At 74.3% G+C, this 12,643-nt stretch carries 12 protein-coding genes; 2 read left to right on the top strand and 10 right to left on the bottom strand.

The window, feature by feature from the left end:
- Positions 1-22 precede the first annotated feature (22 nt).
- Positions 23-1,270, top strand: a complete 1,248-nt coding sequence (locus TPA0908_RS08915; RefSeq protein WP_281936459.1) for an MFS transporter — start codon at positions 23-25, stop codon at positions 1,268-1,270.
- On the opposite strand, the gene TPA0908_RS08920 is transcribed toward TPA0908_RS08915, so the two are convergent.
- From TPA0908_RS08920 to TPA0908_RS08965, 10 genes are all read right to left on the bottom strand, one after another.
- Positions 1,233-2,366: a hypothetical protein gene (locus tag TPA0908_RS08920; protein WP_281936461.1), complete on the bottom strand. Its 1,134-nt coding sequence runs from the start codon at positions 2,364-2,366 to the stop codon at positions 1,233-1,235. The two genes, TPA0908_RS08915 and TPA0908_RS08920, sit on opposite strands and share 38 nt — an antisense overlap.
- Positions 2,363-3,466: a glycosyltransferase family 4 protein gene (locus TPA0908_RS08925; protein ID WP_281936463.1), complete on the bottom strand. Its 1,104-nt coding sequence runs from the start codon at positions 3,464-3,466 to the stop codon at positions 2,363-2,365. Before TPA0908_RS08925 ends, TPA0908_RS08920 begins: the two co-directional genes overlap by 4 nt.
- Before the next feature lie 20 nt (positions 3,467-3,486).
- Positions 3,487-4,629, bottom strand: a complete 1,143-nt coding sequence (gene trpS, locus TPA0908_RS08930) for a tryptophan--tRNA ligase (protein WP_281936465.1) — start codon at positions 4,627-4,629, stop codon at positions 3,487-3,489.
- 75 nt (positions 4,630-4,704) lie between these two features.
- The gene (locus TPA0908_RS08935) at positions 4,705-6,273 is read right to left on the bottom strand and encodes an asparagine synthetase B family protein (protein WP_281936466.1); all 1,569 of its coding nucleotides are present in this window, start codon (positions 6,271-6,273) and stop codon (positions 4,705-4,707) included.
- Complete coding sequence (locus tag TPA0908_RS08940; RefSeq protein WP_281936468.1) at positions 6,261-7,202, bottom strand: P-loop NTPase family protein; 942 nt, start codon at positions 7,200-7,202, stop codon at positions 6,261-6,263. Before TPA0908_RS08940 ends, TPA0908_RS08935 begins: the two co-directional genes overlap by 13 nt.
- Positions 7,199-8,149 (bottom strand): NAD-dependent epimerase/dehydratase family protein, encoded by a 951-nt coding sequence (locus TPA0908_RS08945; RefSeq protein WP_281936470.1) that lies wholly within the window; start codon positions 8,147-8,149, stop codon positions 7,199-7,201. The genes TPA0908_RS08940 and TPA0908_RS08945 overlap by 4 nt, the downstream gene beginning before the upstream one ends.
- Positions 8,149-9,099: an ornithine cyclodeaminase family protein gene (locus TPA0908_RS08950; RefSeq protein WP_281936472.1), complete on the bottom strand. Its 951-nt coding sequence runs from the start codon at positions 9,097-9,099 to the stop codon at positions 8,149-8,151. Before TPA0908_RS08950 ends, TPA0908_RS08945 begins: the two co-directional genes overlap by 1 nt.
- The gene (locus TPA0908_RS08955; RefSeq protein WP_281936474.1) at positions 9,096-9,608 is read right to left on the bottom strand and encodes a MaoC family dehydratase; all 513 of its coding nucleotides are present in this window, start codon (positions 9,606-9,608) and stop codon (positions 9,096-9,098) included. The genes TPA0908_RS08950 and TPA0908_RS08955 overlap by 4 nt, the downstream gene beginning before the upstream one ends.
- Entirely contained in the window at positions 9,605-10,471 is an 867-nt protein-coding gene (locus TPA0908_RS08960; protein ID WP_281936476.1) for an HpcH/HpaI aldolase/citrate lyase family protein, read from the bottom strand. The genes TPA0908_RS08955 and TPA0908_RS08960 overlap by 4 nt, the downstream gene beginning before the upstream one ends.
- The gene (locus TPA0908_RS08965; protein ID WP_281936478.1) at positions 10,468-11,784 is read right to left on the bottom strand and encodes an aminotransferase class I/II-fold pyridoxal phosphate-dependent enzyme; all 1,317 of its coding nucleotides are present in this window, start codon (positions 11,782-11,784) and stop codon (positions 10,468-10,470) included. The genes TPA0908_RS08960 and TPA0908_RS08965 overlap by 4 nt, the downstream gene beginning before the upstream one ends.
- Positions 11,785-11,987: 203 nt before the next feature.
- Here TPA0908_RS08965 and TPA0908_RS08970 point away from each other — a divergent pair, with 203 nt between their 5' ends.
- Entirely contained in the window at positions 11,988-12,575 is a 588-nt protein-coding gene (locus tag TPA0908_RS08970) for an NUDIX hydrolase (protein ID WP_281936480.1), read from the top strand.
- Positions 12,576-12,643: the final 68 nt, after the last annotated feature.

Consider the following 12,643-nt stretch of genomic DNA (forward strand, 5'->3'; position numbering starts at 1 on the left):
CGGCCGGTAGGCTCGCCCGGTGGTGCCCTTCCCCGTTTTCTGGTGCTTCGCCCTGCTGTCCAACACCGCGGCGTCGGCCCAGTGGGTGAACATCGCCTGGGCGCTGGGCGACAACCGCCTGCCGGCGGCGGTGCTCGCCGTGTGGCAGATCTCCGCGCTGCTCGGCACGATCCCCGGTGTGCTGCTGGGGGCACGGGCGGCCCGTCGGCTCGGACCCGTCCGTACCCTGGTGTGGTCGTCCGCGGTCGAGGCGGCGAGCTGTCTGGCGGTGGCCGTGGCCGCCTGGGACACCGGCGACGGCCTGTCCACCCGCCGCGCGCTGCTGGTGGCGGTCGTCTGCTCGGTCACGCCGTTCGCGGTCGGCTTCGGCGGTCCGTCCTGGCTGGCCCTGGTAGGCGCCTGGCCGGGCAGCGCGAGCCGGACCCGCCAGTTGCTGCTGGACAGCATCCAGTTCCAGCTCGGCCGCACCGCCGGGCCGCCCGTGGCGGCCCTCCTGATCGCCACCGTCGCCCATCCGGTGCCGGTCGCGGCGGTGGCCAACGCCGTCACCTTCCTCGCCGTCACGGTGATCATGCTGGCCGCGGCGCGTACGCCCGGCGTCGGGCCGCCGCCGCCCCGGCCGGCCGACGCGCCGACGGCCCGGCCCTCCTGGCGGCTGTTCGGCTCCACCGCCGTGCTTGCCGCCGCCGGATACGCGCTGGCCAGCGACACGTCCCGGCTCTACGTCGCACGCCTCATCCGGGCCGCCGACCTGCCCGCCGTGGTCTTCTCGGTGACCGTCTCGGTGGTGGCGCTCACCGCCGCCGGCGCGGCGGCCGTGGCCGCCCGGCGGCGGATACCGGACCGCCGGCTGGCCCAGCTCGGGCTCGGCCTGCTCGCCACCGGCCTGCTCACCTGGGCGACCGCGAGCACGCTGGGCGTACCGGCCTGGATCGTCGGCGGGGCGCTGGTCGGCGCGTCGCTGCCGCTGGCGCACGCCGCGCTGACCTCGCTGGTGATGGGCGAGGCCGGCGACGCGGACCAGGCGACCGGGGCCGCGGTCACGATGGCGACGAACACCGGCGCGGTGGCGCTCGGCAGCACCGTGGTCGCTCCGCTGGTGAGCCCGCTCGGGCCGCTGGTGTTCCTGCCGCTGGCCGCCCTGGCGGCGATCGCGCTGGCCCGGGTGCGCCGCCGCTACCGGGCCGACGCCCCCGCGCCGCCGCCCGCCGTGCCGGTGCCGGTGGGCGGCGTCAGCGCCGGAGGCAGTCCGCCAGGTCGGCCGCGATGACCGCGGCGCCGCTGACCGGGGCGCGCAGCGCCGCGGGGAGCGGCCGGTCCCGTTGGTCGGGGTGCCGCCACGCCTCGGCGAGCGCCGCGCCGAAGGCCGGATCGGGCAGCACCCGCTCGTTGAGGTCGTGCACCGCCCGGACCCCGTCGCCTTCCGGGAGGTCGGCCCCGATCGGGCGGTACGCGGCGTCCAGCACCCGCCAGGCGGGGCCCAGCTCCGTGCCGTGGTGGCGCAGCAACCGGCGCAGGTTGAGCACCTGCGAGTAGTTCTCCGGTGGCAGCGGCAGCATCGGACGGCCGAGCTGGGCCAGCTCCAGGATCGTGGTCAGCCCCGGGGGTGCCAGGACCGCGCCGGCCCGCCGGAACAACGCGAGCGCCGCGTCGTGGCTGAGCGAACGGGCGTCGACCCCGGCGAAGAGGTCACCGAACCGGTCGATGGCGCCCGCGCTGGTGAGCACCACCGGCGGGCCGGCCGACGCGTCGGCGACCAGGCGCAGCACCTGCGCGAGGTAGACGTGTTGGCTGCCCGGGTACGGGTTGAGCAGGCCACCGAGGCTGGCCACCCACGGCGCTCCGGCGCGGTCCGCCGGCCCGGCGTCGGCCGGCTCCGGCCCGACGTCGGTGATCGGCGGGACGGCCCGGACGTTCGGCACCCCGGTGCGGGCCATCACCTCGACGGAGTCGAAGAGATCCTGCACCCAGTAGCGGCGCACCGACCGGATGCCGGGGAAACCGGCGAACGAGTCCGGCCGCCACATGTAGGCCAGGCTGTCGACGCAGAACACCGGCAGCTCCGGCGCCAGGCGGGCGGCCAACGGCCGGTGCATCACCACGATCATCGCGTCCAGGGTCGGCCGCAGCTCACCGCCGACCTGCTCGGCCTCGTGGACGCTGCCGGTGTCCACGACCCGGGCCGGCAGCCCGGTGCGCCGGAGCAGCTCCAGTCCGAGGCCGCTGGACACGAACGTCCAGCGCACCCCGTCGCCGAGCCGCCGGTGGACCGCCTGGGCGACGGCGACGGCCTTGCTCGCCGGCCCGTACCCGAACGGCAGCGCGTACAGCCCGAGTCGCAGCGGCGTACCGCCCGGGCCGCTCATCCGATCGTCCCGGGCGTCCGGGCGGGCACCGGGGCGCCGACGCCGACCGGGTCGGGACCACCACCGAGGCTGCGCAGCAGCGCCCGGAGTGAGCGGTCGAGGCTGAACCGCTCGGCGACCCAGGCCCGGCTGCCCGCCGGCACCTCCGGCGCGTCCAACGCGTCCCGCACCGCTCCGGTCAGCGCGTCGAGGTCACCCACGGGCACCGCGACGGCCGCCGGCCCGACGGTCTCCGGCAGGCCCGCGTCGGCGTACACGACCGTCCGCGTGCCGCTGGCCTGCGCCTCGATGGAGACCATGCCGAACGGCTCGCCGACCGACGGCAGGACCACCGCCGAGGCCGCCGCGAACAGGCCGGCCACCTCGGCGGGGGACGACGGCGGCGGGACCAGTCGGACGCCGGGCAGCCGACGCAGCCGGTCCCGGAACCCGGCGGTCTCCGGGTCGAGCACGCCGGGGGTGACGTCGGTGACCCGCAGCTCCACCCCGAGACGACCGGCGACCGTCGCCGCGTCGGCCAGGCCCTTGTTCGCCACCAGTCGTCCCGCCCACACCACGTGCCGTCCCTTCTCGACGCGGGGCTGCCCGACGAACTCCGCCGCCACGAACGGGGTGACGACGTCCACCCCGGCGGCGACCTCGGCCTCGATCAGCCCGGCCAGCCACCGCGAGCAGGCCTGCCGCGACGGCGCACCGGCGATGGCCGCGCGCAGCGCCCCGGGGCCGGCGGCGGGCGGCCACACCCGGCCGGGCGTGAAGCACGGCGGGTTGTGCATCATCAGGCCGGCCTGGGGGAGGTACGGCAGCCAGTGCGCCTCCTGGTGCAGCGAGACGAGATCCATCCCGGCCACCACCTCGGCGGCCTCCGCCGGGCTGCCCACCGCGTGCCTGCGGACCCCGGCCAACCGGTGCGCGTGCGCGGCGAACGCCTCGTCGAGGTCGTCGGGCACCGTGTCGTAGACGGCGACGACGTGCACGTCGTAGCGCCCGTTGAGCGCCTGTGCCCAACCGGCCATGACGTTGGAGATGCCCCCCACCCGGAAGCCGGACGGGTAGTGGCCCATGCTGACGAACGCGATCGATCCGGTCGAAGCGTGCACCGGGTCCCCTCCCCGAGGGCTCAGTAGACCATCCCCATGGCGTCGCGGACCTCGGCCAGCGTGGCGTCGCCGACCTCGTTCGCCCGACGGTTGCCCTCGGCCAGGATCGACCGCAGGTAACCCTCGTCGGCGGCCAGCTCCGCGCGCCGGCTGCGGATCGGGGCGAGCCGTTCGTTGACCGCCTCGGTGACCACGGCCTTCAGCCCCGCGGCGCCGGCGCCGGCCAGTTCGTCGGCGATGGCCTCCGGCGACCGGCCGCTGCTGAGCGCGGCGAGCAACAGCAGGTTGGCCACCTCGGGACGACGTTGCGGCTCCCAGGTGATCGTCCGCTCACTGTCCGTGACGGCCCGGCGGATCAGCTTGGCCGTGACGTCGGCGCTCATCGCCAGTTCGATCGCGTTGCCCCGGGACTTGCTCATCTTCTGCCCGTCCACGCCGAGGATGCTCACCGCCTCGGAGAGCAGGGCGTCCGGGCGGGGGAACACGGCGTGCCGCTTGTCGGCCCGGCCGTAGATCTCGTCGAACCGGCGGGCCACCACCCGGGTCTGCTCGACGTGCGGCAACTGGTCCTTGCCCACCGGCACCAGGTTGGCCTTGCAGAACAGGATGTCGGCGGCCTGGTGCACCGGGTAGGTCAGCATCAGCCCGGACATGGGCCGGCCGTTCGTCGCCGCGAGCTCCGCCTTCACCGTGGGGTTGCGGCGCAGCTCGGCGTCGGTGACCAGGGCGAGGAACGGCAGCATCAACTGGTTGAGCGCCGGCACGGCGGAGTGGGTGAAGATGGTGCAGCGACGCGGGTCGAGCCCCACCGCCAGGTAGTCGGTGACCAGCGACAGGACCCGCTCCCCCACCGGGCCGACCGCGTCCCGGTCGGTGATGACCTGGTAGTCGGCGATGATGACGAACGTCTCCACCCCCGCGTCCTGCAACCGCACCCGGTTCTCGAGCGAGCCGAAGAGGTGACCGACGTGCAGCCGGCCGGTGGGCCGGTCGCCGGTCAGCACCCGGAATCGGGACGGGTCCTCGCGCAACTCCTGCTCGATCGCCAGCGACCGCTTACGGGCGGCCGCGAGGGAGGCGTTGTCCGGCCCGCCGTCGGCCGGATCGTCCGGACCCGCCGCGGCCGGTGGGTCCATCAGCGAGCTGTCCTGCGCAGCGTGCATGAAACGGCAAGCCTCTCTCGTCACCGACGGCCTGGGCGCGCCGTCCGTCCCTTTCGTACCGGGAATTGTAGGTGTTCAATCGACCGCCGGACCGGACGACCCGAGCGCCGCGAGGAAGTCCGCCCGGGTGTAGGCGCCGTGGCGAAGGGTGCGCCGGAGCAGTCCCCGCCGGACCAGACCCCGGTAGTCGGCGCTCAGGTCTCCGAAGCGCTCACTCCACCGCTGCCACAGGTAGGCGGCGGTGCGCAGGCCGTACCCCTGCATCTCCGGCGCGGCCTGGAGGAAGGCGGCGGCCTCCGGCTGCTCGAACAGCTCGGCCAGGTCCGCGCCGGTGATCCGGCCGGCCGCGAAGCGCCCGACGGCGTGCAGGTACCCGGCGCCGTCGGGGAACGGCATCTTGACCCGGTGCGCCAGGTGGGACGGGAGGAACTCCTCCGCGACCTCCCGGAGCGCGACCTTCTGCCGCACCGGCCGCACCGAACGGTCGATCTTGCGGGCCGGCGGCAGGGCCCGCGCGTGGGCGATCACCGCCGAGTCGAGGTACGGCACCCGCGCCTCGACGTGGTGCGCCATGGCGCAGCGGTCCAGCCGCAGGCACTCCCGCGCGCCCAGGTCCTGCTGCTCGAACCGCATCCACGGCTCGACCATGGCCGGTGGCAGGTCGGCGTAGAAGCCGTAGCCGCCGAACAGCTCGTCCGCGCCCTCGCCGGAGAGCAGCACCTTGACCCCGGCGGCGTGGGCGAGGCGGGCGGTGAGCCAGGTGCCGACGCCGCCGAGCACGGTGAAGACGTCCGGGCTGACCGTGTGCGTGACGACGGCGTCGAGCAGGTCGGGGATCTCCGTCTCGTCGAAGATCACCTCATGGTGGTCGGCGCCCAGGTATTCGGCCACCTCCCGCGCCGCGTCGAGGTCGGGGCTGCCCTCGATGCCGGCGGTGAAGGTGCTGACCCGGCCCGCCTCCCGGGCGGCGATCGCGGTCAGCAGCGAGCTGTCCAGGCCGCCGCTGAGCATGCAGCCCCACCGCACCTCGGTCGGGATCTGATCCCGTACGGCGGTCACCACCAGGTCCCGCAGCGTTCCCTCGCGCGGGCGGGGCTCGATGGCGACGACCTCCCCGCGCGACGACCACACGGTCCCCGGGGCCACCCGGCAGGCGAACGGTCGCAGCTCGGCCGGAATGGTCTCCGGGGTGCTGCTGACGAACGTGGACCCGCCCCCGCGCGCCACGTACAGCGGCTTGATCCCGATGCCGTCCACCGCCACCACCAGGACGTCCTGCTCCACGTCGTAGAGGCAGACCGCGTACATGCCCTCCAGGTGGTCGGCGAAGCGCAGCCCGTACTTCTCGTAGAGGACGCCCACGACGTGGCCGTCGTTGCCCGACGGCGGGCGCACGCCCAACTCGTCGAGGACCCGGCGATGGTTGTAGACGGCGCCGTTGAACGCCACCCAGGCCCGCCCGCCGGGCGAGCGCAGCGGCTGGTCCCCGTGCGCCACGTCGGTGATGGCGAGCCGGACCACCCCGAGGGTGAACCGCGGGTCGTCGAGCACCGCCGTCGCGTCCGGGCCGCGGTGGCGCATGCCGGCCAGGGCCGCCTCCACGGCGGCCCGGTCGGCGGGGAAGGCGGCAGCTATCCCGCACATGGGACCGTTCCCTCTCTCGTCTCCTCCGACCGGCGCCCCGACCCGCCGGTGATGGTCACGCCGGCCGCCGGCCGGCCGAGGTCGGCGACGAGGTGTCGCCGGCGGTGCAGGTAGTCGAGATACCCGTCCAGGGCCGGCCCCTCGAAGGTCGGGACGACCACCAGCCGGGGCGGCGTGGGCCGGTGGACCAGGTGCCGCCGCAGCTTCGCCGAGACGGCCGCCTCCAGGGCGGCCAGCTCGTCGTCGCCGGGATCCCGCTCCGGCACGCGCAGGAAGAGCACGTCGTAGAGGAGGCCGAAGCGGAGGCTGCCGGTCAGGCAGTCCTGGAGCGACCGCGTCTTCGGCTCCACGAACCCGCCCGGCAGCTCGGAGAGGAGCGCGGTGGTCACCCGGGCGTTGGTCGGCGTGCCCAGCATGGACAGCGCCGGCAGCACGTACGTGGTCAGCTCCTGGTCGAAGACCGTGCCACCGAGCTCCACGAACAGGTGGTCCGGACGACCCGCGTCGACCCAGGCCCGGTGCAGGGTGAGCAGGAAGAACCGGCTCAGGTGCGGCACGAAGCTGAGATGTTCCCAGTCGGTGCCGCCGAACTCGCGCAGGAACGAGAGCAGGACGTCGCCGCCGAGGATCTGGTTCGGCCAGCCCATCACGATGCCCGGCAGGAACCGCCGGTAGGTGGCCAGGTCGTCGTTCGGCGAGGGATGGTTGCCGCGCTCGTTGGTGTTGAGGATGCCGTCGAACTTGACCACCGTCGCCGGGCCGGGGGCGATCGCGGCCAGCCGCGCCACCAGTTGACCCTTGCCGATGTCCGAACGTGGGTGCCCCAGCAGGACGAACACCTGGCAGCCGGCGAAGTCGACGTGCCGGAACGCCTCGTCCAGGCGGTCGGTGACCGGGGTCGGTTCGCTCAACGGCCAGGTGCCGGTCATCGGTCGGTTCCTTCCTGGACGGTCCGGGTGTGCGTGTCGACCCAGCCGAGCGCGCGGGCGCGGGTCACGTCGTACCGCAGGTCGCGGGTGGCGCGGCGGACCCCGTAGCGGAGGTTGGGCCACCGGGCGGGCCGGCCCCGGGCCCGGGCGGCGGACCAGGTCAGCAGGCCCAGCGCCGCGTAGGCCGACCTCGGCACGGGCAGCACCCGCAGGCCGGGCGCGTGCCGGCGGCACCAGGCGCGGGCGAACGGCAGCGCCGGTGCCGGTCGGACCGGCGCGGCGTGGTACACCGCCGGGCGACCGTCCTCCACCGCCCGCCGGACCAGGTCGGCGACGTCCGCCGTGTGGACGAACGGCAGGTGGTTGCGGCCGGCGCCGACCAGCAGGCCGACCCGGCCGACGGTACGGACGACCGGCGGGGTGCGGTCGTCGAAGAGGATCCCCGGGCGCACCACCACCAGGTTCACGCCGAGCCGCTCCGACGACTCGCGCAGCCGGCGCTCCAGTTCGATCTTCATCGCCGGATACGGGTCCAGCACCTCGGCGGCGTCGGCCGGTGACCGCGTCTCGGGCACCGGATCCGTGCCGACGCCCGGGTCCAGCCCGTACACCATCACGCTGGACACCTGCACGAAGGTCCGGACCCCGTTCGCGCGTCCGTGCTCCATCAGCCGCAGCGCGGCGTCCAGGTTGTCCCGCCGGTAGTCGGCCGGCGGGTGCGGGGCGAACCGGAAGGCGCAGTGCACGACCGCGTCGACGTCCCGGGTGAGGTCCGCCGCCGTCGCCGGATCCACCGGCGTGCCCTGCCGCACCTCGATCCGCCGGCCCGGGACCGGCGCCACCGGACGCCGGTGCTTCAGGGCGCGGACGTCGTGTCCGGCGTCGGCCAGGGCCGCGACGCAGGCCCCACCCAGCCGGCCCCCGGCGCCGGTCACCAGGACGCGCATCAGCCGACCGCCACGCGGTCGCGGGCGAGGCGCAGCACGTGCCCGGCGGTCACCAGGTCGGCCCACGGGTCGCCGGTCGAGCTGAAGACGGTGGTGCGGGACGCCAGGTCGGCCGGGACGTCGGCGAGCAGCGTGCCGAGATCCATCGCGTCCCGGTGCGCCGGGCCCGCCTCGGCCAGGGCCAGGTCGAGATCCTCCACCAGGACCAGGTGCTCCCGCAGCAGGTCGGCGGCGATCTCCCGGCGGTCCGCCGCGTGCGCGCCCATGCAGTTGACGTGCACCGGCCCGGCCGGCAGCCGGTTGACCAGCGGCTCGGCCGAGCCGGTCGCGGTGCAGATCACGTCGCGCCCGACGAGCACGTCGTCCGGCCCCTCGGCGACCTCGACCGGGCACTCCGGGCCGACCAGGCCGACCGCCCACCTGGCGAACGCCTCGGCGTTCTCCACGCGGCGGCTGGCGACCCGGACCGACGCGATCGGCCGTACCGCGATCGTCCCCCGCAGTTGCTGCCGGGCCAGCACCCCGCTGCCGATCAGGCCGACGTGCAGCGGCCGGGAGGGGGTGCAGACGTCGGTCACCAGCGCGGTGACCGCGGCGCACCGCAGGTCGGTCACGGCCGCACCGTCCAGCACCGCCAGCGGTCGCCCGGTCCGGGTCGACATCACCACCGAGAGCGCGTGGATCGCGGGCTCCCCCGCCGGCCGGTCCGGCACCAGCGCGGCCAGCTTCGTGACGAAGAGACCGTCCCGGGCACTGACCGAGGGCATGACGCCGAACATCGCCGGCGGGTCCGCGGTGGTCACCGTGGTCCGCAGTGGCGTACGGGCGGCGGCGCGCCGACCCTCGGCGTACCCCTGGCGCAGCTCCTCGACCAGCGCGGGCAGGTCGGCCGCGGCGGTGACCGCGCGGCGGTCGAGCACCAGCGGGACGAGACCGGTCTCTTCGCTCACGCCGCGCCGCTCCCGTCGGCGCACGGGATCAGCGCGCTACGGGTGAAGGTCATGACCGGGGTGCCGTCGGACTTGAGCCCGCGGGTCCGGAACGTCACGACACCGGCGCCGGGGCGGGACCGGGAGAGGCGCTTGGCCACCACCTCGGACTCGGCGGTGAGGGTGTCGCCGACGAAGACCGGCGTGGTCAGGCGGATCTCCTCCCAGCCGAGGTTGGCCACCGCCCGCGCGCTGGTGCCGTTGGTGCTCATCCCGCCGACGATGGCGAGCGTCACCAGGCTCGACACGACGGGCCGGCCGAACTCGGTCTGCTCGGCGTAGGCGGCGTCGATGTGCAGGGGGTGGGCGTTGAGGCTGAGCAGCGACATCCAGATGTTGTCGGCGTCGGTGACGGTCCGGCCGGGTCGGTGCTCGATGACGTCACCGACGTCGAACTCGTCGTAGTAGAGGCCGCGGGACTCGCGGTACCGGCCCGGCGAGACCTCGGTGAAGGCGCGCGGCGGCCTCACCGCGACCGCCCCGCCCGCGCGAGCGTGCTCTCGGCCTGCCGCAGGAAGGGCGGCCCGAGCATCCGGCCGTCCATGGTGATGATGCTCGCGCCGGTGCGGCGGAACTCCCCCACGATCCGGTCGGCCCGGTGGACGTCGGCCGCGCTGGGCGTGAACACCTCGTTGATGGCGTCGACCTGGCCGGGGTGCACGGCCACCTTGCCGGTGTAGCCGAGGCCGGCGGCGCGACGGGCGTCGGACTCGAGCGCGGCGGCGTCGTCGAGGTCGAAGGTCGGCCCGTCCACCGCCTCGATCCCCGCCGAGCGTGCGGCCAGCGCGACCCGGGACCGGGCCATCAACAGGGGCTCCCACTCCATGGCGGTGCCGGTGTCGGCGCAGAAGTCGGCCGCGCCGAAGGTCAACGCCACGAGGCGGGGACGGGACCGGGCGACGGCCATCGCGTTCTCCAGCCCGGCCGCGGTCTCCAGGATCGCCCACAGCACGGTGTCGATCCCCGCGCCGGCCAGGACCTCGTCGACGAGTTCGACGTCGTGCGGCGACTCCACCTTCGGCAGCACGATCATGTCCGGGGCGGTCCGGGCGTCGAGCACCATGTGCAGGTCGCGCACACCCTCCGGGGATCGGACCGGGTTGACCCGCAGGCTGTATCCGTCCGGCACCTCCGCCGGGTCGAGCAGGCCCACCGCCTGCCGCGCGCCGTGCTTGGCCTCCGCCGGCACGGAGTCCTCCAGGTCGAGCAGGTTGATGTCGGCGGCTCCCGCGGCGCTGCCGAGGAACCGTTCCATCCGGGTGGCCGGCGTGACGAGCAGGCAGCGACAGATCCCGCGGGACCGGCTGCGGGGCACGCCCTCGACAAGGGTCATCTCGGGTCCCCGGCGGCCACCGCGCCGTCCGCCCCCACCAGGTGGGGCACCACCCAGTCGACGAGCAGGTCGACGAAGCGGCGCAGGTCGTCCTCGCCGAGGTTGGCCCGCATCATGACGCGGAGTCCCTCGCGGCCCCGGGAGGTCACCGGGAAGTAGACCGGCGCGCAGTAGAAGCCCTCGGCCAGCAGCCGGCGGGACAGGTCCACGGCCAGGTCGCGGTCGCCCACCGGGAGCGCCCGCACCGGCAGGATGCTGCCGGCGGACTCGCTGGGCACCCGTGAGTCGAAGTAGTCGAGGTTGGCGCGCAGCCGGGTCTGCAGGACGTTCAGCTCCGGGCCGGCGTGCAGCCGGGCGGCGGCCAGGACGCTGCCCATGTTGGCGACGCTCGGGGACTGCGACCAACACATCGGCCCGGCGAACGTGTTGACCAGGGCCGGGTCGACGGAGTCGGGAAGCATCACCACGCCGCCGGAACACCCGAAGCCCTTCTCCAGCGATCCGGTGATGAGGGTCAGGTCGTTGAGCCGGTCCACCGCCGATCGGATGTAGCCCTCTCCCCGGTCACCCATGACGGAAATGGCGTGCGAATCGTCCATCCACAGAAAGAGGCCGTACCGGTCCTGGAGCTGCAACAGGCCGTCGAGATCCGCCAGGCCGCCCATGGAATAGGCGCCGTCGGCGACGTAGGCCACCCGTCCGTACTTCTTGCACGCGTCCTCGACGAAGTCGATGTCGTTGTGCGGGGCCACCAGCACGGGCGCCTCGTCGGCGCAGATCGGCTTCACGTAGTCCATGCAGAAGTGGCTGCGCTTGTCGAACACGGTGACCCGGGGGCGGCCGTCGACGAGATGCCCCGAGGACACCAACGGGAGCAGTCCGGCGGTCGCCACGCTGCACGAGAGCGCCAGCAGGCACTGCGCCCGCCAGATCTCGGAGAGCTGGTCCTGGGCCTGCCGCAGCACCGAGGGACGCATCCGGGTGGGCGTGATGCCCAGGCCGACGCACCCCTGTGCGGTCAGGGCGTCGATCGCCCCCTGCACCACCGCGGGGTGCGTGTTCAGCCCGAGGTAGGAGTAGGAGCTGAGGTTGCGGAACGAGCGGCCCGTCTCCGGGTCGTGCAGGGTGCCGTCGGGCCGGCAGTCGAGGTGCAGGTTGATCAGACCCCCACTCTCCGCCTCGCGCCAGTTGCCCTGCGACAAACGCATCATCTTCGCGGTGTCGCGGAAACGGTGGGGACCTTCCGGACCGGCCGTGCCGGAATCGTCTGGCACCGTTTTCGCGGCGGGCTCCGCGACCGACGGACCGCTCATACTCCCACTCCTTCAGGGGTTGCCGCGTACGAAAACAGGGGTCGCGACGCACGCGATAAGGGTCGGATATAGGGGTGCGAATTCAACAGTGCCGTCACCACCGTGGGAGGCACTCGGGATGCAATTATCATAAAGCCGGTGCCAGCGTATACGGAATTGAATTGCGCGCAAGCATTGACTTGCGACAGTAGATCGGATAAGAGATGACGAATCACCGGGGTGACCCGCCGCCGGTCGCCGGCCCACCGCGCCGCTGCGACAACACGAGCGTCGGCGTGCTCATCGCCGATCCGGCCGGGCGGCTGTTGCTGCTGCGCCGGGCCACCCCGCCGGTGGGAGTGGCCCCGGTCGCCGGTCACGTGGACGACCACGGCACCCCGGCCGACGCGGCCCGCCAGGAGGTCGCCGAGGAGGTGGGCCTGACCGTCCGGACGCTGGACCTCGTGGCGGAGGGTTGGCGGCCCAACGCCTGCCGCCGACCGGCCGGCCCGCGGGGCACGGGCCACCACTGGTTCCTCTACCGGGCGGTGGTCGCCGGAACCGTCCGGCCGGATCCGGCGGCGGCCCGCGAGGTCCGGTGGCACACCCCGGACGAGGTACAGGACCTCGTCCGGCGCACGGTGGCGTACGCGAGCGGACACGTCACCGCGGAACTGTTCGCCGACGCGCCGGGCATCGAGCCGGTGTGGGTGCGGTTCCTCCACGACCTGGCGCTGGCGGACGCGCCCGCCGGGGATCTCGCCGCGGTGGACGCGCTCGCCCGTGGACGGGGTCCCGACCGGACGGCGTGACGATCGCCGCCAGGGCGGGCCGCTGGTACGTTTCGGGTACTGCCGACGTCCATGCCCGAGCGGAGGTC

Origin of the sequence: Micromonospora sp. AKA38 (assembly GCF_027925725.1) — a bacterium.
GTDB lineage: Bacteria > Actinomycetota > Actinomycetes > Mycobacteriales > Micromonosporaceae > Micromonospora.